25 protein-coding genes and 1 other RNA gene are annotated in these 26,031 nt (G+C 31.3%); 25 read left to right on the top strand and 1 reads right to left on the bottom strand.

Annotation, left to right across the window (positions count from 1 at the left end; genetic code table 11):
• Window positions 1-11: 11 nt before the first annotated feature.
• The 14 genes from B2S02_RS04540 to ppdK all read left to right on the top strand — a co-directional run bounded on the left by B2S02_RS04540 (window position 12) and on the right by ppdK (window position 12,635).
• On the top strand, window positions 12-356 hold the full coding sequence (locus B2S02_RS04540) for a histidine triad nucleotide-binding protein (RefSeq protein WP_035128885.1): 345 nt from the start codon (window positions 12-14) through the stop codon (window positions 354-356).
• Window positions 357-503: 147 nt separating this feature from the next.
• Window positions 504-680: a 30S ribosomal protein S21 gene (gene rpsU, locus B2S02_RS04535; RefSeq protein ID WP_035128888.1), complete on the top strand. Its 177-nt coding sequence runs from the start codon at window positions 504-506 to the stop codon at window positions 678-680.
• Window positions 681-701: 21 nt separating this feature from the next.
• Window positions 702-1,151, top strand: a complete 450-nt coding sequence (locus B2S02_RS04530; RefSeq protein ID WP_035128891.1) for a GatB/YqeY domain-containing protein — start codon at window positions 702-704, stop codon at window positions 1,149-1,151.
• A 112-nt stretch (window positions 1,152-1,263) separates the two neighbouring features.
• Window positions 1,264-1,554, top strand: a complete 291-nt coding sequence (gene yqfC, locus B2S02_RS04525) for a sporulation protein YqfC (RefSeq protein WP_346848424.1) — start codon at window positions 1,264-1,266, stop codon at window positions 1,552-1,554.
• Complete coding sequence (gene yqfD / locus B2S02_RS04520) at window positions 1,541-2,710, top strand: sporulation protein YqfD (protein ID WP_346848425.1); 1,170 nt, start codon at window positions 1,541-1,543, stop codon at window positions 2,708-2,710. The genes yqfC and yqfD overlap by 14 nt, the downstream gene beginning before the upstream one ends.
• A 14-nt stretch (window positions 2,711-2,724) precedes the next feature.
• Window positions 2,725-4,974 (top strand): HDIG domain-containing metalloprotein, encoded by a 2,250-nt coding sequence (locus tag B2S02_RS04515; RefSeq protein ID WP_346878651.1) that lies wholly within the window; start codon window positions 2,725-2,727, stop codon window positions 4,972-4,974.
• Window positions 4,975-4,993: 19 nt separating this feature from the next.
• On the top strand, window positions 4,994-5,494 hold the full coding sequence (ybeY, locus tag B2S02_RS04510; protein WP_346848427.1) for an rRNA maturation RNase YbeY: 501 nt from the start codon (window positions 4,994-4,996) through the stop codon (window positions 5,492-5,494).
• A 46-nt stretch (window positions 5,495-5,540) separates the two neighbouring features.
• Window positions 5,541-6,239, top strand: coding sequence for a diacylglycerol kinase (locus B2S02_RS04505; protein ID WP_035128900.1), 699 nt, complete (start codon window positions 5,541-5,543; stop codon window positions 6,237-6,239).
• 164 nt (window positions 6,240-6,403) lie between these two features.
• Window positions 6,404-6,802 carry a cytidine deaminase gene (locus tag B2S02_RS04500; protein WP_346848428.1) on the top strand — a complete coding sequence of 133 codons (399 nt, stop codon included), beginning with the start codon at window positions 6,404-6,406 and terminating at the stop codon, window positions 6,800-6,802.
• A gap of 10 nt (window positions 6,803-6,812) precedes the next feature.
• Window positions 6,813-7,694 (top strand): GTPase Era, encoded by an 882-nt coding sequence (gene era, locus B2S02_RS04495; RefSeq protein WP_035128906.1) that lies wholly within the window; start codon window positions 6,813-6,815, stop codon window positions 7,692-7,694.
• Window positions 7,695-7,712: 18 nt separating this feature from the next.
• Window positions 7,713-8,444 (top strand): DNA repair protein RecO, encoded by a 732-nt coding sequence (gene recO / locus B2S02_RS04490; RefSeq protein ID WP_346848429.1) that lies wholly within the window; start codon window positions 7,713-7,715, stop codon window positions 8,442-8,444.
• 55 nt (window positions 8,445-8,499) lie between these two features.
• Complete coding sequence (locus B2S02_RS04485) at window positions 8,500-9,042, top strand: DUF4342 domain-containing protein (protein ID WP_051823788.1); 543 nt, start codon at window positions 8,500-8,502, stop codon at window positions 9,040-9,042.
• A 252-nt stretch (window positions 9,043-9,294) separates the two neighbouring features.
• Window positions 9,295-9,927 (top strand): helix-turn-helix transcriptional regulator, encoded by a 633-nt coding sequence (locus B2S02_RS04480; RefSeq protein WP_346848511.1) that lies wholly within the window; start codon window positions 9,295-9,297, stop codon window positions 9,925-9,927.
• Window positions 9,928-9,980: 53 nt separating this feature from the next.
• Entirely contained in the window at window positions 9,981-12,635 is a 2,655-nt protein-coding gene (gene ppdK, locus B2S02_RS04475; RefSeq protein ID WP_346920365.1) for a pyruvate, phosphate dikinase, read from the top strand.
• Between the two features lie 84 nt (window positions 12,636-12,719).
• Here ppdK and B2S02_RS04470 read toward each other — a convergent pair whose 3' ends face one another.
• The gene (locus tag B2S02_RS04470) at window positions 12,720-13,796 is read right to left on the bottom strand and encodes a CotS family spore coat protein (RefSeq protein WP_346920364.1); all 1,077 of its coding nucleotides are present in this window, start codon (window positions 13,794-13,796) and stop codon (window positions 12,720-12,722) included.
• Window positions 13,797-14,162: 366 nt separating this feature from the next.
• On the opposite strand from B2S02_RS04470, the gene B2S02_RS04465 reads away from it, so the two are divergent.
• From B2S02_RS04465 to B2S02_RS04415, 11 genes are all read left to right on the top strand, one after another.
• Complete coding sequence (locus B2S02_RS04465) at window positions 14,163-15,179, top strand: deoxyguanosinetriphosphate triphosphohydrolase (protein ID WP_346920672.1); 1,017 nt, start codon at window positions 14,163-14,165, stop codon at window positions 15,177-15,179.
• A 273-nt stretch (window positions 15,180-15,452) separates the two neighbouring features.
• On the top strand, window positions 15,453-17,228 hold the full coding sequence (gene dnaG / locus B2S02_RS04460; RefSeq protein ID WP_346878654.1) for a DNA primase: 1,776 nt from the start codon (window positions 15,453-15,455) through the stop codon (window positions 17,226-17,228).
• 18 nt (window positions 17,229-17,246) lie between these two features.
• A complete protein-coding gene (gene rpoD / locus B2S02_RS04455; RefSeq protein ID WP_346878655.1) occupies window positions 17,247-18,320 on the top strand; it encodes an RNA polymerase sigma factor RpoD in 1,074 nt (357 codons plus the stop codon).
• A 112-nt stretch (window positions 18,321-18,432) separates the two neighbouring features.
• The gene (locus B2S02_RS04450; RefSeq protein ID WP_346920363.1) at window positions 18,433-19,320 is read left to right on the top strand and encodes a PH domain-containing protein; all 888 of its coding nucleotides are present in this window, start codon (window positions 18,433-18,435) and stop codon (window positions 19,318-19,320) included.
• A gap of 20 nt (window positions 19,321-19,340) precedes the next feature.
• Complete coding sequence (locus tag B2S02_RS04445; RefSeq protein WP_346878657.1) at window positions 19,341-20,027, top strand: class I SAM-dependent methyltransferase; 687 nt, start codon at window positions 19,341-19,343, stop codon at window positions 20,025-20,027.
• A gap of 20 nt (window positions 20,028-20,047) precedes the next feature.
• Window positions 20,048-20,842 (top strand): Nif3-like dinuclear metal center hexameric protein, encoded by a 795-nt coding sequence (locus B2S02_RS04440; RefSeq protein WP_346920362.1) that lies wholly within the window; start codon window positions 20,048-20,050, stop codon window positions 20,840-20,842.
• Window positions 20,843-21,125: 283 nt separating this feature from the next.
• An RNA gene (rnpB, locus tag B2S02_RS04435) (RNase P RNA component class A) lies at window positions 21,126-21,533 on the top strand.
• 492 nt (window positions 21,534-22,025) lie between these two features.
• Complete coding sequence (locus tag B2S02_RS04430; protein WP_346848488.1) at window positions 22,026-22,592, top strand: papain-like cysteine protease family protein; 567 nt, start codon at window positions 22,026-22,028, stop codon at window positions 22,590-22,592.
• 34 nt (window positions 22,593-22,626) lie between these two features.
• Window positions 22,627-23,478: a hypothetical protein gene (locus tag B2S02_RS04425; RefSeq protein ID WP_346878659.1), complete on the top strand. Its 852-nt coding sequence runs from the start codon at window positions 22,627-22,629 to the stop codon at window positions 23,476-23,478.
• 649 nt (window positions 23,479-24,127) lie between these two features.
• Window positions 24,128-24,790, top strand: a complete 663-nt coding sequence (locus B2S02_RS04420) for a sugar transferase (RefSeq protein WP_346878660.1) — start codon at window positions 24,128-24,130, stop codon at window positions 24,788-24,790.
• A gap of 35 nt (window positions 24,791-24,825) precedes the next feature.
• Complete coding sequence (locus B2S02_RS04415; protein ID WP_346878661.1) at window positions 24,826-26,025, top strand: glycosyltransferase family 4 protein; 1,200 nt, start codon at window positions 24,826-24,828, stop codon at window positions 26,023-26,025.
• The last annotated feature ends 6 nt before the right edge of the window (window positions 26,026-26,031 follow it).

Below are 26,031 nucleotides of genomic sequence, written 5' to 3'. Positions count from 1 at the left end.
GAGGTGAAAAAATGTCAGATTGTTTATTTTGTAAAATTGCAAAGGGTGAGATTCCTTCAAATAAGGTCTATGAAGATGATAAGATATTAGCATTTCATGACATAAGTCCTGAAGCACCTGTGCATATTCTTATAATCCCAAAGGAGCACATAAGCTGCGTTAATGATATAAATCATGAGAATAGTAGCATTATAGCTCATATTTTCGCCACCATACCAGAACTGGTAAAAAAACTAGGAATAGATAAAAGTGGATATAGAGTTGTAACTAACACTTTAGACCATGGAGGTCAGACTGTTCCACATTTACATTTTCATTTGTTAGGTGGAAGAAATTTAAAATGGCCACCAGGCTAAAAATAAGGACTAAAAATATGTAAATAAAACTAATGAAAATCTTGACATAAGTTAATGTGAATTGTATAATTGAAAATGTGCTATTTAGGCCTCGCATTGGCTACTTTTAATTAAAATTAAATTGAGCTAGCGGAGGGAGGGATATAAATGTCAGAGATAAAAGTTGGAGAAAACGAATCATTAGAGAATGCATTAAGAAGATTTAAAAAGAAATGTGCAAGATCAGGTGTGCTTTCAGAAGTTAGAAAGAGAGAACATTACGAAAAACCAAGCGTAAAGAGAAAGAAAAAATCAGAAGCTGCTAGAAAAAGAAAATTTAAGTAGAATTTGAAAGAAGGTTTATTAATGTCATCCATTAAGGAAACATTACAGGACGACTGGAAAAATGCTATTAAACAAAGAGATAAGTTTAAAGCAAATGTAATAAGCATGGCTAAAGCTGCTGTTTTAATGGTTGAAAAATCAGGGGCAGGAGAAGTAGATGATAGTAAAGTCATCGAAATTTTAGCAAAGGAAGTTAAACAAAGAAGAGATTCTTTGGTTGAGTTTGATAAAGGAAATAGACAAGATTTGGTTGATCAAACAAAAGCTGAAATCGAAATCTTATTACAATACCTTCCTCAGCAGTTAACGGAAGAAGAAATCCGAAAAATTGTTCTGGAGTCAGCCGAAAAACTTGGTACTAGTAGCATTAAAGATATGGGAAAACTTATGGCAGATGTTAGACCTAAGGTAAATGGTCGAGCAGATGGCAAAGTAGTTAGTCAAATAGTAAAAGAATATTTGAATAAATAAAGAACTCAGTTTACTGAGTTCTTTTTATTTTAAGTAATTTATCATGAAAAGAAATCATAAAATTTAAAAGAGAAACTTTGTAAGTAAAAATTATGATTTAGAGGTGATGAAGTTGAGTGATAAATTAGTGAGGGTAAAGGAAAAGGTCATTTATGGATTAGACTTACCAGTAGATGTAGCCCTTAGTTTACCTAAAATAATAGTGATAGCAAGAAAAGAGGTAACGGTAGAGAATCATAAAGGGATAATAAAATTTAGTGACAGTGAATTAGTTATAAATACAAGTATTGGACCTTTGAAAATTCTAGGTAAGGATTTTGAAATTATATTTGTAGGAGGTACCACCATAACTTTAAGTGGATATTTTAGCTCTATGGTGTATGAAAACTATGAAGAAGATTAATAATTTTAATAAAAGCTATATAACTGTTCAAGTAGATTCCCTTGAAGGAGAAAAAATTCTCAATTATCTTTGGAATAAAAATGTTAGTGTAAAAAATATAAAAAGAAATAATGCCTTTTCTATTACACTAGAAATATCAGTATCAGATTATCTTCATTTAAAAGAAGCTGTTAAAAAAGTAAAGGGAAAAGTAAAGATTTTGCATCGTAAAGGGATAAACTTTTTTTATCTTAGATTAAGTGCTAGAAAACTTTTAATTGCAGGTATTGCTGCATTTTTCTTTATTTTATACTATTTGAGTAGCTTTATTTGGAGTGTGGATATAAATACAGATAAATATCTAGCTCCCCTTGAAGTTAGAAATATACTGAAAAGCTATGGAATAATGGTTGGAAGTAAAAAGGGTTCAATAGATGTTCTAAAAGTTGAAGAAAAGTTAGTTGCTGATATAGATGAAATAATGTGGGTTAAAGTTAGAATTGAAGGCTCTATGCTCACTGTAGATATAGTGGAGAGGCAAGAACCACCAAAGATAAAAGAAAAGGAGTACACAGGAGATTTAGTAGCTAAAAAAAGTGGAGTTATAAATAGAATATATACTAGTGCTGGAACTCCTGTGAAACAACTTGGCACAGTAGTTGACAAAGGTGAGTTAATTGTAAAAGGTCAAGAAGGAAAAGAAGGCATGGAGTTCTCTGTAAAGGCTGAAGGAAAAATATATGCTACTACTTTTTACGAAGAATTTACAAAAGTACCTATATCTATTACCTCAAAAAGAAGAACGGGAAATAAGCAGGTACGATATGGAGTAAATGTAAACAATAATAAAATTTATATTAAGAAATCATTAAATAACTATACAACTTATGATAAAATAGAAGAAAACTGGGGCATCTTTATAAAAGAGACTTATTATGAAACAGAAGAGGTGGAAGAAGCTACTGACACTGATACTGTAATAAAGGAACTACAAAACAAAATTACATTAAATTTAGATAGAGGAGTTAAAATACTAGATATAACTCCAGAAGTTAAAAAGCAAGAGAAGGAATATGAAATTAGAGTATTAGTTACTGTAGAAGAAGATATAGCAGAAAGCCAAGTTGTAGTTACAGAAACAGAAAGAGAAAAGGAAGATGAATCCCCTGAGACTTAAAAAGAGGTGTAAATATGGGACATAAAAAAAGATTATCAAGGATAAGATTTCCAAGAATAAAACCCTATATTACTTTTATAATTACAACTTTAATAGTTTATTTGATTTTAAGCACTGTAGTAGTAAGTAAAAAATATAACCTTCAAGTAGGTGAAATAGCTAAATTTGATATTAAAGCACCAAGAGATGTGGAAGATAAGGTAGCAACTCAAAAGAGTATTGAAGAAGAGCTAAAACACGTACAAGAAACCTATACCTATGATGCTAATATAAGAAAGGGTGCTTTAGATAATATAAATAAACTTTTTGAATTAGTTAAAAAGATAAATTCTGAAAATCCTCCTTATAATCCTTCCAGTGAAGATGATAATGAAAAAATTAAGTCAGAACAGGAAAAAATCAATGGGATAAAGCTGAAAAAGTTAAAAGAGGAAAGTGTTATAAAAAATCTTTCTACTGAAAACTATGGATTACTTTTATCCTTAAATGAGACTGGATTAAATAGCCTAAATGAAGAGATAGTAGATTGTATGAATAATTTATATGATACTACCCCTATATACGAGAATAAACCTCAGGATATAGTTTCAGCACAAGGATATATAACTGCCTTCTTTAATAATACTAGCTATGCTAAAAATGTTAAGGATCTAGCCATGGCCATAGGTTATTCGCAAACTAAGGCTACCTATTTTGTAGATCATGAAAAGACAGAAGAAGCGAGACAAAACATAACTAAAAATGTAACACCTGTAATCTATAAAAAGGATCAAACTATAATAGCAGAAGGTCAACCTATTACTGAATCACAAATTGAGCTTCTAAATGACTTAGGCCTCTTAGGTAATGATAAATCTACGGGCATTTATATGAACCTAGTTTTACTTCTAGTTGTTGTAGGAGTATTAGGATTACAGTGGAGATATATAAAAGAAAAGCGCAGAGACATATATGAAGATAATAGTAAGGTTATCCTGATAAACCTACTGACAGTACTAACTGTAGTATTAGCTAGGATATCTATTCTCATATCTCCTTATGTTATACCCTTTGCTTGTATTTCAATTTTATTATCTGTACTAATTGATAGCAAAACCTCTGTAACCATAGGAATATTAAATGTAATATTTATATCCTTTATTGTTAAATTTTCAGTAGATTTAACTCTTATAGCTATGGTCAATGCAGTAATAGTTCCAATGGTATTAAAAAGGGTTCAGCAAAGAAATGACATATTGTATTCTTCCTTGCTCATTGGAGCTATAAATGTAGTATTTACTGGTGCCATGGGATATTTCCTAAGCACTAATGTGACTAGTATAATCAATAAGGCTATGCTTACAGGAATATCTGCTATAGTATCAGGAATATTAGCCATAGGAATACTGCCAGTTTTAGAAAATATATTTGATGTATTAACTAATATTAAACTTCTAGAGTTAGCTAACCCTAATCATCCCTTAATGAGGAGATTGCTTTTAGAAGCACCAGGCACTTATCACCACTGTGTGTTAGTTGCAAACTTAGCAGAGATGGCTGCTGAAAGTGTGGGAGCCAATCCAATACTAGCTAGGGTAGCCTCCTATTATCATGATGTTGGAAAGCTAGAAAGGCCCTATTATTTTAAGGAAAATCAAATAGGTATAGTAAATCCTCATGATGATATGTCACCAGCTATGAGCTCTGCCATAATACTATCCCATGTGGAAGATGGGGTTAAATTAGCAGAAAAATATAACTTACCTGAAGGCATCACTGATGTTGTGAGAGAGCATCATGGAGATTCTCTCGCTAAGTATTTTTATATAACTATGAGAAATAAAAGTGAGAATCCCGATGAGGTAAATGAGGCAGATTATAGATATGGTGGACCACCACCAAGATCAAAGGAATCTACCATTATAATGTTAGCAGATGGGGTTGAAGCCTCTGTAAGGTCCATTAATAAGCCTAACAAAAAGAAGATAGAAGAAATGGTAAATAACATAATTAAGAGTAGAATTGATGAAAATCAGTTTGTCAACTCTGACCTAACCTTTAAAGATTTAGAGAAAATAAGAGAGAGTTTTCTAAAGGTTCTATCTGGAATTTACCATGAAAGAATTGAGTATCCTAAAGACAAGATTAATTTAACAAAAGAAAACAATGAAAAAAACCTTGAAGAAGATAAAGAAGTTGTATCAACTAAGGAAGAACAGTTTAAGTTAAAAGAGCCAGAAGCAGTTATACAAACTAAAGAAGTTGAAAAAGAAAAGCAGATATAGGATAAATAGGAGATAAAATATGATTTATATGGACGATAGGCAAAGTCTTATTTCCGTTGAAAAAGACTTAGAAGAAAATATTAAAGAAATTATAGATTATGCTTTAAAAGAGGAACAGGTTCTGATTCCCTATGAAGTAAGTCTAATTTTTGTAGATAATGAGGCCATAAGAGAAATAAACTCAGATACAAGAGGAATAGATAGGGCTACAGATGTACTATCCTTTCCCATGCTAGACTATGATGAGAAAAAAGTATTCAAGGAGTGCTATTTAGAACATGAATTTTCAATTATTGATTTAAATGAAGGAAATTTAGTCCTTGGAGATATTGTGTTATCCTTAGAGAGAGCAAAGGAGCAGAGTGAAGAGTTTGGACACTCATTTATAAGAGAAGTGTGCTACTTAGTAACTCACTCCATTCTTCACTTGCTTGGATATGATCACATGGAAGATGATGATAAGGTAATAATGAGAGCTAGAGAAGAAGAAATTCTAAGTAAGTTTAACATTGAAAGATAATAGATTATATATAGGTTATATCAGCTTTAATTAAGGTGGGGTTATTATGAAGGTAAAGAAGCTAGTGGATAGTTTTAACTATGCTATAGAGGGAATAATTTATTCAATACGAACTCAAAGAAATATGAGAATACATATGATAATAGCTATGTTAATACTAACAGCTTGTTTTTTCTTTGACATGACAAAGATGGAACTTTTGGTAATTGCAATTACAATAACAATGGTTGTGGTTGCAGAGATGATAAATACAGCAGTGGAATGTGCCATAGATGCCACCACCAACTTTTATCATCCCCTAGCAAAGATTGCGAAAAATGTAGCTGCAGGAGCAGTATTAGTCACTGCAATAAATGCGGTTTTAGTAGCCTATATAATTTTTGGTGATAAAGTTCTACCTTTTTCTATAATTATTCTTTTGAAAATTAAAAATTCTGACCCTCACATGATATTTTTAATGTTAGTAATAGTTAGTATTGCCACTGTAGTAGTAAAGGCTGTATATGATGAAGGTACACCTTTAAGAGGCGGAATGCCAAGTGGTCATAGTTCCATAGCCTTTGCTGTGGCAACCACCATTACACTATTAACCACAGAGCCACTAATAATGATATTGGCATTTTTATTAGCCTTCATAGTAGCCCAAAGCAGAGTAGATTCTAACGTACACTCCATCCTTGAAGTAGTCCTTGGAGGAGCCTTTGGATCACTACTGACCTTACTGTTATATCAGCTTATTGGGTAATTACTAAATGAATGAAGCTAAATAAAATATAAGCAATAAAAATAATGTGATAAAATTCGTATTCTATGGTAAACTAATATAACTAAGAAACTAAAAAACTAAAGAAATGTGTGATTATTATAAACCATGGATAGATTTGAGTAATTAGGTTGGAGGAAGATAAAATGGATATAAAGGAATTGGTAAGACTTGCTATAGAGGCTAGAGAAAAAGCTTATGTGCCATATTCTAAGTTTAAAGTTGGAGCAGCAATTGAAATGGAAGATGGCAGTGTATTTACAGGCTGTAACATAGAAAATGCTTCTTATGGCGCTACTAACTGTGCTGAAAGAACGGCTATATTTAAGGCTGTATCTGAAGGACATACTATAATGAAAAAAATTGCCATAGTAGGAGATATGTTAGCATTTACAGCTCCATGTGGAATATGTAGACAGGTTATTGCTGAGTTTGCAGCTAAAGATATAGAAATAGTATTAATTAAAAATCAAGATGAGTATATAGTAAAAACTTTAGAAGAAATACTACCAGGAGCTTTTACTAAAGAGGACTTACTTAAATAAGGAGAGATATATGTTTAAATCAGGATTTATAACTATAATAGGAAGACCAAATGTGGGTAAATCAACCCTTTTAAATTATTTAATGGGAGAGAAATTATCTATAGTATCAAGTAGACCACAAACTACAAGAAACAATATACAAACAATACTTACAAGGGATAACTTTCAAATAGTATTTGTAGACACACCAGGTATGCATAAACCTAAACATAAGTTAGGTGAGTACATGGTGAAGATAGCTAAAGATTCCATGCAGGATGTGGATGTGGTGCTATTTTTAACAACACCAGAAGGGGAGATAAACAAGGCAGACCTTCATATTTTAGAACAACTAAAGCAGTGCAATACTAAAGTGTTTTTAGTAGTAAATAAAATAGATGAAAACCCTGCTGATAGAGTAGCTAAAACTCTAGAAGAATACACTAAAGTTTTAGATTTTAAAGAAATAATACCTATTTCAGCTATTAACGGAAAGAACACCGAAAAATTATTAGAATTAGTAGTTGATCAGTTACCAGAGGGACCAATGTATTACCCAGAAGACATGATAACAGATCAGCAAGAAAGATTTATAGTAATGGAGACTATAAGAGAAAAAGCCCTAAGACTTTTATCTCAAGAAGTACCTCATGGTATTGCTGTAGAAATTTTAACCATGAAGAAGAATGAAAATGGAAGTTATCTTATTGAGGCAAATATGCTATGTGAGAAGAACTCCCACAAGGGTATAATAATTGGTAAAAATGGAGCTATGATGAAGAAAATATCTACCTATGCAAGACAAGATATTGAAAAGTTCCTAGGCTGTAAAGTAAACCTAAAGATTTGGGTTAAGGTTAAATCAGAGTGGAGAGATAGTGCATTTGTACTCAAGGAACTTGGTTATAAGTAGAATTGCAGGTGTTATTCATTGAATACTATCAAGACTAGAGGGATAGTTTTAAAAACCCAAGAATACAAAGAAAATGATAAATTACTATGGATATTTACAGAGGAGTTTGGAAAGGTAACTGTCATTGCAAAGGGAGCTAGAAAAAGTAAAAATAAAAATTTTTCAAATACCCTACCTTTCTCCTTTGGTGAGTATGTACTATATAAAGGAAGAACTTTATATACCTTAAATGAAGGGAGAATTATAGATTCCTTTCAAGATATATTAAATGACTATGATACCTTAATATATGGTTCTTATTTTAATGAACTCATAGATATTGCCATAGAAGAAGGTGAGAGTCATCCCATATTTATAGATTTAGTGAAATGCTTTTATCTTATGAGAAACAAGGCTATAGACTTAGATCTTTTAGCAAGAGCCTTTGAAGTTAAGGTTTTAAAGGCTACAGGCTATGGTATATCGTTAGAAAACTGTGCCCTATGTGGAAATAAGATAAATACCACAGACTATATTTCTTTTCAGTTCTATGGTGGAATTTGTAACCAATGTGAAAAACAATATGGTACGAAAGTATCTGCTGCCACATATAATGGATTAAAGTTTCTAAGTAAAGTGGAGCTGGAGAAGGTAGGAAGACTTAATTTAGATATAAATACAAAGGAACAAATAGGAAAAATCCTAGAAACCTTTATAAGTCTAAATTATAGAAAAAAACCTAATAGCCTGTCCTTACTTAAAAAGTTTTAGTATATAAGTGATATAATATACTTAAGTATTAAATATTGCTAGGGAGGAAATATTTATGGATGAAGCTACATTAAAAAAGATAAATATATTAAAAGAAAGAGCTAATCTATCTGAAGAAGAAGCTAAGGACTTATTAGAAAGATTCAATGGGGACTTAATCGAAGCATTAATTCATTGTGAAAGAGAAAAACAAAAGGATAATAGAAATTTCAATGAGAAAATTTCTCAAAGTGAATTTGTAACCTATATAAAAGAGCTGATAAAGGCTGGTAATGTTTCTAGAATTATCATTAGAAAGGATGATTCTATCCTAGTGAATATTCCTGTAAATGCAGGAATTGTGGTGGGTATAGCATTATTATTGCAACCAGTTTTAATAGTTTTAGGAGCTGCAACTGCAGTATTTATTGATCTAGAAATAGATATAATTAAAGAAGATGGAACTGTAGAAGTAGTTAATAAAATTGTAAAGAGCACCATGGAAACAACTGCAAAGAAAGCTACAGAAGTAACCCATGATCTAAAAGAGATCTTCTCTGAAACCTCAGGAAAGATTAAAGAAAAAATTTCTGAAGCAAAGAATAATATGAAAAGATAACATAAATTTTATATATTTGGATATTAATTAAAGATGAGCATATACTCATCTTTTTTTATTTAGAATAAAATTTACCCAAGAATTAACGAAATATTTTAAAAATTTTTAGAGAAAGTTGCAAATTAAATAAATCTCTTATACAATATAATAGAAAATAACTTAAAAATAACACTTACTCACCCCAATGTGTGATATAATTAAAATTATAGAATTTGGAGTGAATAATAGAATTTTGAAAGGTGGCGAATTGTCATTAAACTCTCGCTTAGACAGGAACAAATAATAGAATTAGTTAAAGAAAATGAACCAATAACCAGTGAAGCTATCGCAAAAGAGTTAGGGCTTACGCGATCCGCCATAAGACCAGATTTATCTATATTGACTATGACCGGTATACTTCAAGCAAGACCTAAAGTTGGATATGTGTGTGTTAAAAATTCAAATAAAGGACCTAAAAACAGTGAAATTAGAAATATAAAGGTTAAGGATGTAATGTCTGAACCTGTTTTAGTAAAGGAAGACACACCAGTTTATGAGGCCATTCTAACACTTTTTTTAAATGACACAGGAACTTTATTCATTGAAAATGAAGGAGCACTATTAGGAGCTGTATCTAGAAAAGACTTTATAAAGATGGCTATGGGAACAGCTGATATGCATAGAGTACCCGTTGGAATTATCATGACTAGAATGCCGAATATTGTTAGTGTATCAGAGGAAGATTCAGCCTTTGATGCTGCAAAAAAAATAATTGAGCATCAGGTAGATTCCTTACCTGTTGTAAGGCTAGAACTTTTAAGGGGAAAAGAAGTTCCGAAAATTGTAGGAAAAATATCTAAGACAACAATTTCTATGATATTTGTAAAATTGGGTGAAAATGAATAATTTTATTCATTTGACTATATAACTATAATTTAAGAGTTAAGGGGTTGTATAACATGGAAAAGAAAAAATATGTGTACCTTTTTAATGAAGGCAACGGCGGCATGAAAAATTTACTAGGTGGAAAGGGTGCAAACCTTGCAGAAATGACAAGCATAGGAATTCCAGTGCCACAAGGCTTCACAGTAACAACTGAAGCTTGTAATAAATACTATGATGATGGAAAGAAAATTGCAGAAGAAATCGTTGACGAAATTCATGAAAAAATGGCTGAACTTGAAAAACTTACAGGCAAAAAGTTTGGAAGTTTAGAAAATCCACTATTGGTTTCAGTAAGATCTGGTGCTAGAGCATCTATGCCTGGAATGATGGATACTATCCTTAATCTAGGATTAAACGATGAAACCGTTGAAGTAATGGCTAATAAAACAAACAATCCTAGATTTGCATACGATTCATACAGAAGATTCATTCAAATGTTTGCTGATGTAGTTATGGAAGTAGAAAAGAGAAACTTTGAAGATATCATGGATGAGATGAAGGCTGCTAGAGGCGTAAAACTTGATACAGAATTAAATGCAGAAGACTTAAAAGAATTAGTAGCTAAATTTAAAGCTTACTACAAAGAAGCTAAGGGAGAAGAATTCCCAAGCGACCCTACAGAACAATTAATAGCTTCTATCACTGCTGTATTTAGATCTTGGAACAATCCTAGAGCTATAGTATACAGAAGAATGAACGATATTCCTGGCAGTTGGGGAACTGCAGTAAACGTTCAAGAAATGGTATTTGGTAATAAAGGAAATACTTCTGGAACAGGGGTTGCATTCTCAAGAAACCCATCTACAGGAGAAAAGAAAATATTTGCTGAATACTTAATGAATGCTCAAGGAGAAGATGTTGTTGCTGGTATCAGAACACCTCAAAAAATAGAACAATTAGAACAAGAAAATCCAGAAGTATATAAACAATTTATGGATATTGTAAATACTTTAGAAAACCATTACAGAGATATGCAAGATATGGAGTTCACTATAGAAGAAGGTAAGCTTTACTTCCTACAAACAAGAAACGGTAAGAGAACAGCTCAAGCTGCCCTTAAAATAGCCGTTGACCTTGTAGAAGAGAAAATGCTTACTAAGGAAGAAGCAATTCTTAAAGTTGAACCAAAACAATTAGATACATTATTACACCCTGCCTTTGATTCAGCATCGCTTAAGGCTGCAGCAGTTATAGCTAAAGGACTTCCAGCATCTCCTGGTGCTGCTTGTGGTAAAGTTTACTTTACTGCAGAAGATGCAAAAGCTGCCCATGAAAATGGTGAAAAGGTAGTTTTAGTAAGACTTGAAACTTCACCAGAAGATATTGAAGGTATGATTGCTTCTGAAGGTATATTAACAGTAAGAGGTGGAATGACTTCTCACGCAGCTGTTGTTGCTAGAGGAATGGGAACATGTTGTGTTGCTGGTTGTGGTGACTTAACAGTAAATGAAGGAAATAAGACCTTTGCAGTAGGTGGAGTTACTTATAAAGAAGGAGACTACATCTCAATAGATGGAAGTACAGGAAATGTATATGCAGGACAAATTAAAACTGTAGATCCTGAAATAAGTGGATATTTTGGAACATTTATGGCATGGGCTGATGAACTAAGAAGCTTGAAGGTAAGAACTAATGCTGATAATCCAAGAGATACAGCTCAAGCAGTTAAATTCGGAGCAGAAGGAATAGGACTTTGTAGAACAGAGCACATGTTCTTTGAAGGTGAGAGAATCATGGCTATAAGACAAATGATAGTTGCTAAGGATGAAGCTACAAGAAGAGCAGCTCTAGAAAAATTATTACCAATGCAAAAGGGTGACTTTATAGGAATCTACGAGGAGTTACAAGATAGACCAGCTACCATAAGATTCTTAGATCCACCACTACACGAGTTCCTTCCTCATGAAGATGATGAAATAGTAGAATTAGCTAAAGAACTTGGAATTACTTTTGAAGATCTAAAGAATACTGTTGAATCATTACATGAGTTCAACCCAATGATGGGTCACAGAGGTTGCAGACTTGCAGTTTCTTACCCAGAAATAGCTGAAATGCAAACAAGAGCAGTAATAGAAGCTGCTATAGATGTTAAAACTAGAAAAGGTTATGATATAGTACCTGAAATCATGATACCATTAGTTGGAGAAGTAAAAGAGCTTAAGTATGTTAAAAACATAGTTACAGAAACAGCTGATAAAATCATAAAAGAATCAGGCATAGATATGAAGTACATGGTAGGAACAATGATAGAAATTCCAAGAGCTGCTTTAACTGCTGATGAAATAGCTAAAGAAGCTGAGTTCTTCTCTTTTGGAACTAATGACTTAACACAAATGACCTTTGGATTCTCAAGAGATGACGCTGGAAACTTCTTAAAACACTACTATGACAAGAGCATATATGAATCTGATCCATTTGCAAGATTAGACCAAGTTGGAGTTGGAAAACTTGTTAAGATGGCTGCAGACCTAGGAAAATCTACTAGACCAGACATCAAACTTGGAATATGTGGAGAGCACGGTGGAGATCCATCTTCCGTTGAATTCTGCCATGAAGTAGGATTAAACTATGTATCATGCTCACCATTCAGAGTTCCAGTAGCAAGACTTGCAGCTGCTCAAGCTGAAGTTAAAAATCCTAGAAAAAAATGTTGCTGTGGATGCAAATAAAATAAAAAATAATAATTAACAAAGAGGTTATCTGAAAAGAATTAAAATGTTTTCAGATAACCTCTTTATATATCTTTAAGAGTCTTATTTAAAGGAAATTTTAGTGCTGAATTTATTTTCAATATAATCCAGTAGTTTATAACTAAAATCAATATGGATATCATTGTGGAATACAGCTTTATTAAGAAGATTAATAAAGGCTTTTTTATTGCATTTTGATATATTTTTATAGTAATCTCTAGATAATTTCCAATATTTCTGTGGGAAAGCCAAGTAGGCAAGGATATATTTATAATCATCAAAGGTCAAAGGGTGACTGCTCTCATATTCCTGTAAAAAGTTTATGGCTAAATCTCCATTCCAGCAAGTATTTTCTCTTCTCATCAGTCTCCTTAAACAATAAGAAATATCAAAGGCTGAATAGTCATATCTACATTTATCAAAGTCGATAACATAAATTTTACCCTGATTAACAATAAGATTTTTACTTACATAATCATTGTGACAAATGGATATGGATAAGTTGTCATAGTCTATAGTATTGGCTACATTAGTTGATAAATTTGCTAGGCACATGCTATTAGTAAAGCTAACTCTATATATTTTAGAAAAATAATCTTTATACTTTAGTGCTAGCTTTTCATTTTTAACAAGTTGAAGAGTATGTTTATTTAAAGAATCTGTAAGATTGGTGAAACCTTCCTTATGTTTACTACCTAAAATTGGGGAGAATCCTAAAGAAGTCTCATGAATTTGTCCCAAATTTCTACTTGCCATATTTACATTATTTATATCATCAAAATCGCATTTATCCCCTTGAATCCAATCTGTGAGAATAAATAACATATCATTATACCTTACATATCTTCCATGATTAGTAGTAGATAGTATTCTAGGTACATTTATATTATTACGATATAACCATTCTATGGCTGAATAAATAAAAAGCAGTTCATCTACATCATAATATACTTTTTTCAAACAATACTCATGGGAATCACTTTCTATTTTATATACAGCTCTTTGCTTATCTGTATCCTTAAACTTCACCTGATATATACTGCAGTTACTAGATAAATTATAATAAGGTAATACATTTTTCTTAATATTACTTGGCGATAGTAAATTTGAACTAGAACTATCTGCTATTGCGTTACTCATTGTACTTCTCTCCTTAAAAATACTATAAGATAATACTAAATATCTCTACTATAATTATATTTATGAAAAATTTATGATAAATATATCAGTTCCTTGAAAAATTGAAAAAAATTTATGGTCCATTAAAGGAATATTCATGGATAGTAAAGAAACTATATACATAATAAAGAAATTATATACATACATAATATAGTTATTAAATATAATTAGAAGGGATTAAATTTAATATTTTAAATATATAGAATACTTAAAGGTTGTAGAAATAAAACAATAGTTTATGTTATAATATAAAAGTTTTTATAAGCTAAATTTCAACATCTAAGCATAACTTTGAGTATTCAACAAGAAATAAAGGTAGGTGCAATGATGAATATTAGGGAAAACATAGAAAAGAGTGAAGAGTATAGTATAATACCACAAGGCTCAAAATCTAAAAACTCTATGGGTAGGGCTAGAAGAGAAGAATTAGATGAAGTTAGAACTGCCTATATGATTGACCGAGATAGAATAATACACTGTAAATCCTTCAGGAGGCTAAAGAGAAAGACTCAAGTATATATTAAAACCTGGAGCGACCACTATAGAACCAGGCTTACCCATACCTTGGAAGTGGCGCAAATTGCTAGAACTATAGGTAGAGGCATAGGACTAAATGAAGACTTAATAGAAGCCATAGCCCTAGGTCATGATATTGGACATGTTGCCTTTGCTCACAGTGGAGAAGAAGTGCTTAATGAATTACTTACCAATGGTTTTAGCCACAACCAAAATAGTGTTAGGGTATTAACATATATAGAGAATAATGGACAAGGGTTAAATTTATCAAAGGAGGTACTGGACGGAATACTATATCATAGTGGTTTTTCTAATAACAGTAGCAAGGCTTTTACTTTAGAGGGTCAAGTAGTAAAGTATAGCGATAAAATAGCTTATGTAAATCATGACATTGATGACTCCCTAAGAGCAGGAATTTTATCTATGGAGGATATACCAAAGGATATACTTGAGATTTTAGGGAATACTCATGGAGAGAGAGTAGATACCTTAGTTAAGGACTGTATCTATAGAACAAAAAGCAATATAAATTCCAATGATATTCAAGTGTCATTATCTAAAGATGTAGATTATAACTTTAAAAAGCTTAGAGATTTTATGTTTAAAGAAGTCTATAATGGAGAGTTTCTAAAAGAAGAAAGGGATAAAGCTAGGTTTATTCTTATTCAGCTTTATAAATATTTTTATTTTCATGAAGAAAAGCTACCTGAATTTTACAAGTCCATAGCCAAGGAAGAAGGACTTAATCAAGGTGTTGCTGATTACATAGCAGGAATGAGTGATGAATACTGTATAGATCTGTTTAAGGACATATATATACCTAGTTAAGGATATTTATTTAAAATAATGATTTTATCTATATAAATATTTAAATAAAGTAACTCTTTATGAAGGAAAACTATATCTTATAAAGAATATATATATAACAAACAATACAATTATATTACAAAAAACTTTTAAAAAAAAGGATTTAAGAGATATATGTCGAATTATAAGAGCTAGGAATTTGTACGTAAAGTTAAATTCTTTTAGACTTAATGAATAATATATTTAGTAGGTTTCTTTAAGTTTAGAATCACTTGAGAGTGAGGTGAGTTAATAATGTTTTCTGAAGAAATAATACAAAAAATAAAAGAGGAAAATGATATAGTGGATATCGTTTCAGAGGTAGTAACCTTAAAAAAAACGGGGAAAAATTATTTAGGAAGATGTCCATTTCACAATGAAAAAACACCTTCATTTACTGTATCAAGTGAAAAACAAATTTATAAATGCTTTGGATGCGGAGAGGCTGGTAATGTAATAAGTTTTGTTATGAAAACTAGGAACATGGCTTTCCCAGAAGCAGTAAAACTTCTTGGAGAAAAGGTAGGCATTGTAGTAGATGATGCAGATTCACCAGGTAAAAGTTCAGCAACTAATGAAAAATTTAAGCGAATGTATGATATAAACGTACAAGCGGCCAGATATTTTTATACTAATTTAAAAAGATTTAAAGCTCCTTATGAATACCTAAAGGGAAGAGGTATAACAGATGAAACTATTAAAAAGTTTGGTATTGGTTTTTCACTAGACAATTGGCAGGGAATACGTTCCTATTTAAAACAAAGAGGCTTTAGTGAAGAAGAAATATTAGAACTAGGACTTACTACAAAAAATGAAAAGGGAAATATATACGATAGATTTAGAAATAGAATTATATTTCCTGTATTTAATGTCAGTGGTAGGGTAATAGGCTTTGGTGGAAGGGTTTTAGATGATTCTAAACCCAAATATTTAAACTCTCCCGAAACCCCAATATTTCATAAAGGAACAAATCTTTATGGATTAAATTTAGCAATAAAGAATAATCCAGCTAGAACAGTTATCATGGTTGAAGGTTACATGGATGTAATCTCTCTTTCCCAACAAGGAGTAACAAATGTAGTTGCCACCCTAGGAACTGCATTAACAGAAGGTCAATGTAAATTATTAAAGAGATATATTGATACTGTAATAGTATCCTTTGATTCAGATGTAGCAGGTCAAAATGCTACTATAAGAGGCTTAGAAATATTACAAAAATCTGGATTTGACCTTAAAATTCTTCAAATTCCTAGCGGAAAAGACCCCGATGAATTTATTAGATCCTACGGCAGGGAAAAATTTCTAAATCTAGTAGACGGGGCTCTACCAATTATAGATTTTAAACTAAGGATGGCAGAAAAGGGAATTGACTTTTCAAAACAGGAAATGGTGATTAAATACCTAAAGAGAGTAGTTAGCGTGCTAAAGGATCTTGATCCACTAGAAAAAGCTGTATATACTAAGCAGGTTTCAGAGAAAAGTGGCATAGGTGAAGAAGCTATAATGGAGTCCTTAGATAAAAATCCCAATAAATCTATAGAAAATAGCAAAAATCATAATATAAATAGGAAGTTTGGGCAAAAATTATATTTAGAGCCTGGGTTTGTTAGGGCTGAAAGAACGGTATTAAGCCTTGCCCTTGATAAAAGGCTAAGTGATAAAATATTTAGTAATGTAAATGAAGATGACCTTATATTAAAGGCACATAAAGTAATTTATACAATCATTAAAGAAAATAATATGTGCTCTAAGGAAGAATTGATAAAGATTATTAACCTGCAAACTATGCAGGATAGTGAATTCACAAAGGAATGGATAAAAATTCAAGAATATAAAGTTGATATAGATGAAGGATCCATAGACAAAATGGTAAGTGACTGCGTGAATAACATAAAAAAATACAAGTTAGAGGAGTCAAGAAAGAAAATTATGGATAAAATTAGAAAGTGTGAGTCTGAAGGGTTGGTTGAGGAAACTTTGATGTTAGCTAGAGAGCTTATGGATATACAAAAGGAAATGGGAAAACTATAGAAGAGAGGAGGTAATGGAATGAAGGACAAAGCAGGAAAAGTTGCTATAGTAAAAAAATTAGTAGAAAAGGGTAAGAAAAAAGGGAATTTAACTTATAAAGAGATAATGGAAGAAGTAGAAGGTGTAGAACTAACTCCAGAGCAAATAGAAAAGATTTATGAAGTTCTAGAATCTATGGGCATAGACGTTATAGGTTTAGAGCCAGAAGTTGAGGATGAAGAAGAAGTAGAAATAGAGGTTGACATAACAATTCCAGAAGGAATTGCCATAGATGATCCAGTTAGAATGTACCTTAAAGAGATTGGTAAGGTGCCCCTATTATCAGGTGAAGAAGAGATGAGACTTGCTAAGCTTATAGAAAATGGTGATGAATATGCTAAAAAGAAATTAGCAGAAGCAAACCTTAGATTAGTTGTAAGTATTGCTAAAAGATATGTTGGTCGTGGTATGTTATTTTTAGATTTGATTCAAGAAGGTAATTTAGGACTTATAAAAGCTGTAGAAAAGTTTGACTACAGTAAGGGATTTAAATTCAGTACCTATGCTACATGGTGGATTAGACAGGCGATTACAAGAGCTATTGCAGACCAGGCTAGAACTATTAGAATACCAGTACACATGGTAGAAACTATTAATAAGTTAATTAGAGTATCAAGGCAGCTTCTTCAAGAATTAGGAAGAGAGCCATTACCAGAAGAAATTGCAAAACATATGGATATGAGCGTAGATAAAGTTAGAGAAATAATGAAAATTGCTCAAGAACCTGTATCTTTAGAAACACCTATAGGTGAAGAAGAAGATTCTCATCTTGGAGATTTTATTCCTGATGATGATGCCCTTGCTCCTGCAGAAGCAGCAGCTTTCACCATGTTAAAGGAACAATTAATAAGTCAACTTAGAACTTTAACTCCAAGGGAAGAAAAGGTGTTAAGACTTAGATTTGGTCTTGATGACGGAAGAGCTAGAACCCTTGAGGAAGTTGGAAAAGAGTTCAATGTAACAAGAGAAAGAATTAGACAGATTGAAGCGAAGGCGTTAAGAAAGTTAAGACATCCAAGTAGAAGTAAAAAACTTAAGGATTATTTAGATTAGTGAGGGGCTGTCTTTTGGCAGCTCTTTTGTTATATATACAAAATTTGTAATAGACAAAATCCCTTAGTATAATATAAAATAAAAGTATACACAATTTATAAGGAGGTAATCCATGAATAGTTTCAATAGCAATAAGAAACTAGAAATAATTCCAACTATATTCACTTTTGTTATGTTTAATGTAATAGGGGTTTGGTCTGCCTATGTTATAGATTCCTATCTTATGTTGAGTTTAATAAGAGTAATGTTGGTCATTTGTAATATATTCTACTTATATCATATTGGAGTATGGTTAACTGTAAAGTATGAAATAACAAATAGTGAAGTGAGAATAAGTGCACTGGGAGGACTTAAAAAAGTAATTTTACCCTTAAGTGATGTAGAATGCTACACTGTGGAAAAGGGAAAAATAAGAGGTATAAGCCTTTCGGGTATATCCTCTAATAAATTTGCCATAGGAAGAATTGCAGTAAAAAATTTAGGAACCGCTAGAATGTTTGTAACAAGCGGAAGTGGTGTTATATATTTAAAAACTCAAGACATAAGCTATGCTGTGTCACCTAAGAACTCTGAAAAATTCCTAGAAATTTTAGAAGGCCTGGGTATTGAAGAAAATACTTGGACAAAGAAATATAATAAGGTAAGTAGACTACATAAGGATAAAAAGTTTATGTATCCATTGATTTTAACTAGTACAATAATTTTATTTACAACTTTTTTTCCAATGGTTTTATATATACTAAATAAACTTCCAGATGTAATGCCATTAGTTATTAACGTGTCCAAAGAAGCGGGAGAAGTAGGTACAGACAAGCAATTTGCTTTTGCCCAGATGCTCTATGGTCTATTAAATATGGCAGTGATGTTCTGTATGTATTATGCAGCTCACTTTTGTGCAAAATATGATAAAAAGTCTGCTTATAGGTATATCTATATTTCACTTTTAGTGGCAATAGTATTCCTATATATTCAAATGAGACTTATTATGTCTGTTATATAAATAAGGTGTTAGGTGAAAATATGATAATTAGCAAAAGATTAAAATTAATAAGTGATTTAATCACAGGGGTTAAATCTATGGTAGATGTAGGAACAGACCATGGATATGTACCCATAGAACTTTTAAAAAGAAATAAAATAGACTTTGCCATAGCTAGTGATATTAATAAAGGTCCCGTGGAAAAGGCTAAAAAAAATGTTAGAGATAATAATTTGCAACATAAGATACAATGTAGACTTGGAGGAGGACTTACAACTGTAACTCCTAGAGAAGTAGAGGCAGCTGTAATTGCCGGTATGGGAGGAAACTTGATAAGAGATATCCTAGAGGAGAGTAAGGCTGTTTTTAAAGCGTTAGACTATGTTATAGTTCAGCCAGTACAAAATCCAGAAGTCTTAAGGGAATATCTTTATACCTCAGGGTGTAACATCCTAGATGAGTGGATTATATATGATGAAGAAAAATACTATGAAATTATGAAAATATCCTGGGGAGATAAGCCTAAAGTTATTGAGCCTATTTTTTATGAAATAAGTAAGCTGCTTTTAGGTAAGAAAGATAATACCTATATGGAATATTTAAATTATAAGTTAGAAAAGTATTTAAGAATCCATGAAGAACTTAAGGGTGACACAGAAAATTCAAGAAAAAGAAAGCTGGAGTTATGGGATAAAATTCAAAGGATAAAGGGCTTTTTGCTTGAGTAAATGGGCGGAGGTATATTTTTATGGTAAAAATAAATGAAATCATTAATATAATGGAGGGCCTTGCGCCATTAAACTTAAAAGAAGGCTACGATAACGTTGGGTTTATGGTTGGAGATAGAGAAAGGGAAGTAACAAAGGTCCTAGTTGCTCTAGATTGCACCATAAAGGTCATAGAGGAAGCAAAGGAACTAGGAGCTCAACTTATTTTAACTCATCATCCATTGCTGTTTATAAAGCCTAAAACCATAACCACAGATAGTCTCCAAGGTAAAAAGCTAATGAAGTTAATAGAAAATGGTATAGCCCTATATTCTAGTCATACTAATTGGGATACTGTAAAGGGTGGCTTAAATGATGAATTTGTAAAGATTCTTGGCTTTCAAGAAAGTAAAATCATTGAAGTGGCGCCATCAGATCCTACAGCAGGAGTGGGAAGAATAGTTCAGCTGAAGGAAGAGACTACCCTAGAGGAAATAATAAAGGGCATTAAAGATAAATTAAAAATACAAAATTTAAGATACTCTGGAGAGTTAAATAAAAAAGTAAGAACTATAGCTTTAGTCAATGGAAGTGGAGAAGATTACTTGCAGCAAGCCTATGACCTAGGTGCTGAACTATTAATCACAGGGGATACTACCTATCACTTTGTATCTGACTATGAAGAGATGGGACTCTCTGTAATAGATATAGGACATTTTAATTCAGAATGGCCCCTTGTAATTAGTTTATCAGAAAAGATTAAAAAAGTATTAGAGCCTAGGGGTGTGGAGATTATTATGTCAAACGCTACTAGGGATCCCTATAATTTTATTTAATTAATACTAGCTCTAATACTCCTATAAAAACAGCCTGAATAGAGGGGAAAACGCTGAAACCCGCACTATGCCAACAACTAGTTAACTATTTAAATAGTTAACTAGTTTAAATTTTATATATTTAACTAGGTATATAGTTAAAATTTTCTATAGTTTCATAGGTAAATAGGTTTATATTTATCTATTAATCTAGTTAAATAGTTTCATATATGGGTATTATAACTAAAAATAGAAAATTTAAAGGCGTTGCAATGATAAAAGATTTATGTTAATATTAATTTTGCGAGTAAGCCAGACAATCGCTGCTGAGAAATCAGGAGAGGAAAGTCCGAGCTCCATAGGGCAGGGTGCTGGGTAACTCCCAGTGAAGGCGACTTTAAGGAAAGTGCAACAGAGATATACCGCCTTAAGGAATACATTCTAACTTGTTAGAATGTATAAGTTCGAGGGACTAAATCTTAGATTTAGACTCTCACTTAATTTAAGGTAAGGGTGGAAAGGCGAGGTAAGAGCTCACCAGCGCAATGGCGACTTTGCGGCTATGTAAACCCCATCTGGAGCAAGATCGAAAGTGGAACATTATGGGGCTGCCCGTCCCGTTCCCGGGTGTATCGCTTGAGCCCATTAGTAATAATGGGCCTAGATAGATGATTGTCTAACACAGAACTCGGCTTATAGACTTACTCGATCCATTAAAACACTAAGGTATGAACTTAGTGTTTTTATTTTAGCATTTTTGAACAAATCGTGAATAATTTACTTTTTAAAATCTTATTCTTTCAATTAGAAAGAATAAGATTTTTATTTTTCATCAGAATTGAGTATTAACCTTATGGAGGAAAAATATATTCTTGCAAAATGAAACTTAATATAAAATAAAATGTATCATATAATAAAAATAATCAGTAAAAATCTTTGAAATAGCTACAAAAATGTAGTAATATATAGGAAAATAAGGTTATTTTACATAAATAGCCTTAAATGAAGTGAAATGAAGTTTCCTAATTCTTAAATATGTTATATTATACTAATATAAAGAAAATTTAGTAAATTGCATGAAAATGAAACAATTAACTTCAAATTTGGTTTCGAAATAGTTACATAGCTTTACAAAATGAAAAAGACTTAATTGAAATTAAAGATTTTAATCTTTAATAATATTATTTAAGGGGAGGTTATAATAATGAAAAAGAAAAGTCTATTAAGTATATTCTTACTAGCTATTTTTCTTTTCTCAATGACAACTGTAGCTTTTGCGGAAAATTGGTATTATGTAGGAGTGCCAGTTATAAGACAACAAAAAACACAATGGTGCTGGGCAGCATCGGGAGAAATGGCAGGAAAAGCTGTAAATCCAAGCTCTACTAGAACTCAAGCAGACGGAGTTTATTATGTTACAGGAGGATATGAAAATTATCCCAACACATCTAATGCTGCAGCATCCGTAGCTACCTATGTATCAAAGAACCAAAAGAGGTTTTATGTAGACAGAGGTACATGGACCATTAATTCTATTCGTTCAGAGATAATGGACAAGCAGAGCCCTCTAATAACTCTAGGCGGATATTATGATTACTATGGAAATAGAAATGGTGGTCACTTTGTAGTAATTGATGCAGTATATGAATATAGTAACACTCTTCGTTATGTAGATCCATGGGATGCAACTACCCATTGGTGTTCATATCAAGCATTTAAAGATGGAAGTTACAATAGTAGAAAATATGAAGAAACTGTTTATGGAAGATAGAGTTTACTAAAAACTCAAAGGAAAGGGATATTTTATGAAGGGTATAGGTATAAAATTTTTAAACTTATCATTAATAATTGTTCTGTTATTTTCATCAATAACAGTTTTTGCCGTAGATGGGGATAGAGATGTATCTACATTATTAAGTGAAGAATCATTGCAGGTATCTTCCGATAGAGGTAGCATAGAGGGTATTTTAGATGAAGCTTCAGAAGAGATAAAAGATATATTAAAGATAGAGAAGGCACCATATTTTCAAGTGGAAAGCTTTATAAAAATATATAACCTTCAGGATAGTGATATTGTAAAACACTATAAAGAAAATAAGGAGTTTAAAAAGAATATTTCAGATGAGTATAGGTGGGTTGCACCAGCTTTTCAAGAGGATAATAAAACTCTTTTAGTTAACTTTATAAAAAAGACTGAAGGTGAAGGTTGGTCCATGGCTGGTTTTTCAGATGGACTAGCTACAGAGGGATATTCCTTCTTACTAGATAAAGAAAAGATAATAGAGCTTCTTGAGGATAATGAAATAAAAAACATAGATGAAATGAAATTTGTCAGAACAGATTTATATGTTACTAATATTATTTACATAAATATGGATAATAAGGAGTTTGCAATTCCTTTTAGTAACAATGCGGAAGTGCTAGGTTTTGAAAATGGTAAACTATACAATATAGATAAATTGATGAACCAAATTGCAGAGAAATATACCCCTTATGACGTAGAGGCTTCATCAAAGGATGTAGCTATGGAAGAAGGTAGTGATAAAGATAAGGTTATAATAGCTTCCATAAAAATAATATTTGTGGGAATAGCAATAGTATCTATAGGTTTATTAATAATAGTAAATAAAAAATCCCTAAAATCTAATAAACAATAAGCATTTCCTACAAGCACTAAATATATGCCTCATAGTGTTTGTATATACCATAAAAAGACTAGGATTTCCCCCAATCCTAGTCTTTTGCTTTATGAAAAAATAATTTTAACTATAAAAAATCTTTAAAAAAATTTAAAAAAATTTATTAAAACAATGGTAGAATTAAGATATATTTTTATAAAGAAAAGAGTATCTCCTAGGAGCTTAAATCATAGTACTATCAAGGGTTTAAACAAGGAAGGACATAAAAACATAAAAAGCTAAGAATATTAAAACATAGGAATATAGTATTGTTTTAAATATATTAAAGTTTATATAAAAGATTTAATTAAAGGATATATTTGGATATAACCTCGCGGGTAAACAGTAAAATATATGGCAAATTATTATAAATTGTGATATAATTTTTTGAGTAACGACAGAAATAAAATGTTCTTGTTAACGAAAGCTAGTAATTGTGTAGGTTAACAAAGATTCGTGGAGCTTAAAAATTAGACAAGCTTATTGGTTGTACATAAATAAAATATAGAAAATAAAACTCATTACAGAAGATGAAATGAAATATATGGTGTTATAAGTAATATGTCTCTTTTAATATCGTATATTATATAAGGGAAGTTTAGTATTATTTTGTTTGGAGGTAAGAACTATGGAAAAGGCAAGCTTGCATAGTGAAGAAATTAATGTAAATTATAAAGAAAATTTAGATTATACCGAAAAGAAATCAAGTTTATTTATTTATAATCTATTAAAAAGAGGGTTTGATATTGTATTTAGCATAATAGTAATTATAGTTACTAGTCCAATACTTATAATATCAATGCTCATAGTATTTTTCCAAGATTTTAAAAGCCCTATATTTGCTCAAAAGAGAGTTGGGATTAATAATGAGGAATTTACTATGTATAAAATTAGATCTATGGTTTACAATGCAGAATCTGAAGGATTTAAGTGGGCAAGCAAGGATGATTGTCGAATTACTACCTTTGGTAAATTTATAAGAAAAACTAGGATTGACGAATTGCCACAATTGCTAAATGTTTTAAAAGGCGATATGAGTGTAGTAGGACCAAGACCAGAGTTGGAATTTTTCTATAGAAAATTTGAAAAGACTATACCAAACTTTCGAGATAGACTAGCTGTAAAACCTGGTTTAACAGGTTGGGCACAGGTAAATGGTGGCTACGATTTATTGCCAGAAGAAAAGCTTAAATATGATATAGAATATATAGAAATAAGAAGCATTATGATAGATATTAAAGTTTTGTTTAGGACTATTGCAGTGGTTTTTACAGGAGATGGAGCTAGATAATTAAGATAACTATAGCAAATATTAGAGGTGGTAGAATGAAAATAGTAGTTGTATCAGAGTTTTTTTATCCTTACAAAACGGGAACACAAAAAATATTAACAGAGTTATCAGAGGATTTTGTGGAATATGGATTGGAAGTAGATGTTTTAACTACGAAAAATGGTTGTAGGGAAGAAAAACAAAAATTGGATAAATATGAAACGTATAAAGGCATCAATATAAAACGTATATTTACCACTGATGGAGATAGGGATAGTAAATATAAAAGGATAATTAGTTATGCTGTATTTACATGGAATGTGTTTATAAATTTGTTGTTAAAAAAAGATTATGATAAGATTTTATTTGTATCTAATCCGCCGTTGGTACCTTATATTGGATATATAATGAAGAAACTTAAAAAAAAGGAATATATATACCTTGTTCACGATATATATCCTGATGTAGCAGAGAAACTTAATGTTATAAAGGAAAATAGTATTATATCTAAGGCTATGAATCGTATAAATAATAAAGTTTATAATAATGCCCACAAAATAATTGCCTTGGGAAGCGACATGAAACAGGTAATCGTAAATAAAGGTATAGATAAGGATAAAATAGAAATTGTAACAAACTGGGCAGACTCAAAAGTAACTTATGAAAAAAACGTAGGTAGTGAATTCTTCATGAACTCTGTAATGGAAAATAAATTTAATATAGTCTACTCGGGTAATATAAGTAAAGTTCATGATGTAGATACTTTATTAGATGTTTCAAGGCAATTAAAAGATGATGAAGAAATAAAATTTATATTCGTTGGCAATGGTAATAGAAGGGACTATATTATAGAAGCTAAGGAAAATGAAAGTTTACATAACGTTGAAGTTTACGATTATATGTATGGAGAAGAGTATAATAATCTATTAAACTCTGCCAGTGTTTTTATAACTACTTTGCAGAAAGGTATAGAAGGACTAGGCGTACCATCTAAAACATACACATATATGTCAGTGGCAAAGCCGCTAATAGCCATAATGAACAAAGATAGCGAAATAGGAAATATGGTTAACAAATATAATTTAGGAAGACAATTTAGCAGTAATGAATCAAAAGAAATTACGGAATTTATATATAATATAAAAAATAATAAATTGTTATATGATGAAATTTGTTCTAATGTTAGAACTGTATTTAATTCATGTTATGAAAGAAAAAAAGTAACTCGAAAGTTTTATAATGTAATTACAAAATGAATATAA

The organism is Clostridium sp. UBA7339, from assembly GCF_002470865.1.
Lineage (GTDB): Bacteria > Bacillota > Clostridia > Clostridiales > Clostridiaceae > Clostridium_J > Clostridium_J sulfidigenes.
Note: the sequence above shows the minus strand (reverse complement) of the source record. Positions and strands in the feature narration are given on the sequence as shown.

Coding starts and splice junctions, on each gene's coding strand:
- B2S02_RS04420 (WP_346878660.1), top strand. CDS start 24,128: ATGGAAAAGGCAAGCTTGCATAGTGAAGAAATTAATGTAAATTATAAA.
- B2S02_RS04540 (WP_035128885.1), top strand. CDS start 12: ATGTCAGATTGTTTATTTTGTAAAATTGCAAAGGGTGAGATTCCTTCA.
- era (WP_035128906.1), top strand. CDS start 6,813: ATGTTTAAATCAGGATTTATAACTATAATAGGAAGACCAAATGTGGGT.
- B2S02_RS04425 (WP_346878659.1), top strand. CDS start 22,627: ATGAAGGGTATAGGTATAAAATTTTTAAACTTATCATTAATAATTGTT.
- B2S02_RS04415 (WP_346878661.1), top strand. CDS start 24,826: ATGAAAATAGTAGTTGTATCAGAGTTTTTTTATCCTTACAAAACGGGA.
- B2S02_RS04530 (WP_035128891.1), top strand. CDS start 702: ATGTCATCCATTAAGGAAACATTACAGGACGACTGGAAAAATGCTATT.
- ybeY (WP_346848427.1), top strand. CDS start 4,994: ATGATTTATATGGACGATAGGCAAAGTCTTATTTCCGTTGAAAAAGAC.
- ppdK (WP_346920365.1), top strand. CDS start 9,981: ATGGAAAAGAAAAAATATGTGTACCTTTTTAATGAAGGCAACGGCGGC.
- B2S02_RS04485 (WP_051823788.1), top strand. CDS start 8,500: ATGGATGAAGCTACATTAAAAAAGATAAATATATTAAAAGAAAGAGCT.
- B2S02_RS04505 (WP_035128900.1), top strand. CDS start 5,541: ATGAAGGTAAAGAAGCTAGTGGATAGTTTTAACTATGCTATAGAGGGA.
- B2S02_RS04440 (WP_346920362.1), top strand. CDS start 20,048: ATGGTAAAAATAAATGAAATCATTAATATAATGGAGGGCCTTGCGCCA.
- B2S02_RS04430 (WP_346848488.1), top strand. CDS start 22,026: ATGAAAAAGAAAAGTCTATTAAGTATATTCTTACTAGCTATTTTTCTT.
- B2S02_RS04465 (WP_346920672.1), top strand. CDS start 14,163: ATGAATATTAGGGAAAACATAGAAAAGAGTGAAGAGTATAGTATAATA.
- B2S02_RS04445 (WP_346878657.1), top strand. CDS start 19,341: ATGATAATTAGCAAAAGATTAAAATTAATAAGTGATTTAATCACAGGG.
- B2S02_RS04450 (WP_346920363.1), top strand. CDS start 18,433: ATGAATAGTTTCAATAGCAATAAGAAACTAGAAATAATTCCAACTATA.
- rpoD (WP_346878655.1), top strand. CDS start 17,247: ATGAAGGACAAAGCAGGAAAAGTTGCTATAGTAAAAAAATTAGTAGAA.
- yqfD (WP_346848425.1), top strand. CDS start 1,541: ATGAAGAAGATTAATAATTTTAATAAAAGCTATATAACTGTTCAAGTA.
- B2S02_RS04500 (WP_346848428.1), top strand. CDS start 6,404: ATGGATATAAAGGAATTGGTAAGACTTGCTATAGAGGCTAGAGAAAAA.
- rpsU (WP_035128888.1), top strand. CDS start 504: ATGTCAGAGATAAAAGTTGGAGAAAACGAATCATTAGAGAATGCATTA.
- B2S02_RS04470 (WP_346920364.1), bottom strand. CDS start 13,796: ATGAGTAACGCAATAGCAGATAGTTCTAGTTCAAATTTACTATCGCCA.
- dnaG (WP_346878654.1), top strand. CDS start 15,453: ATGTTTTCTGAAGAAATAATACAAAAAATAAAAGAGGAAAATGATATA.
- B2S02_RS04515 (WP_346878651.1), top strand. CDS start 2,725: ATGGGACATAAAAAAAGATTATCAAGGATAAGATTTCCAAGAATAAAA.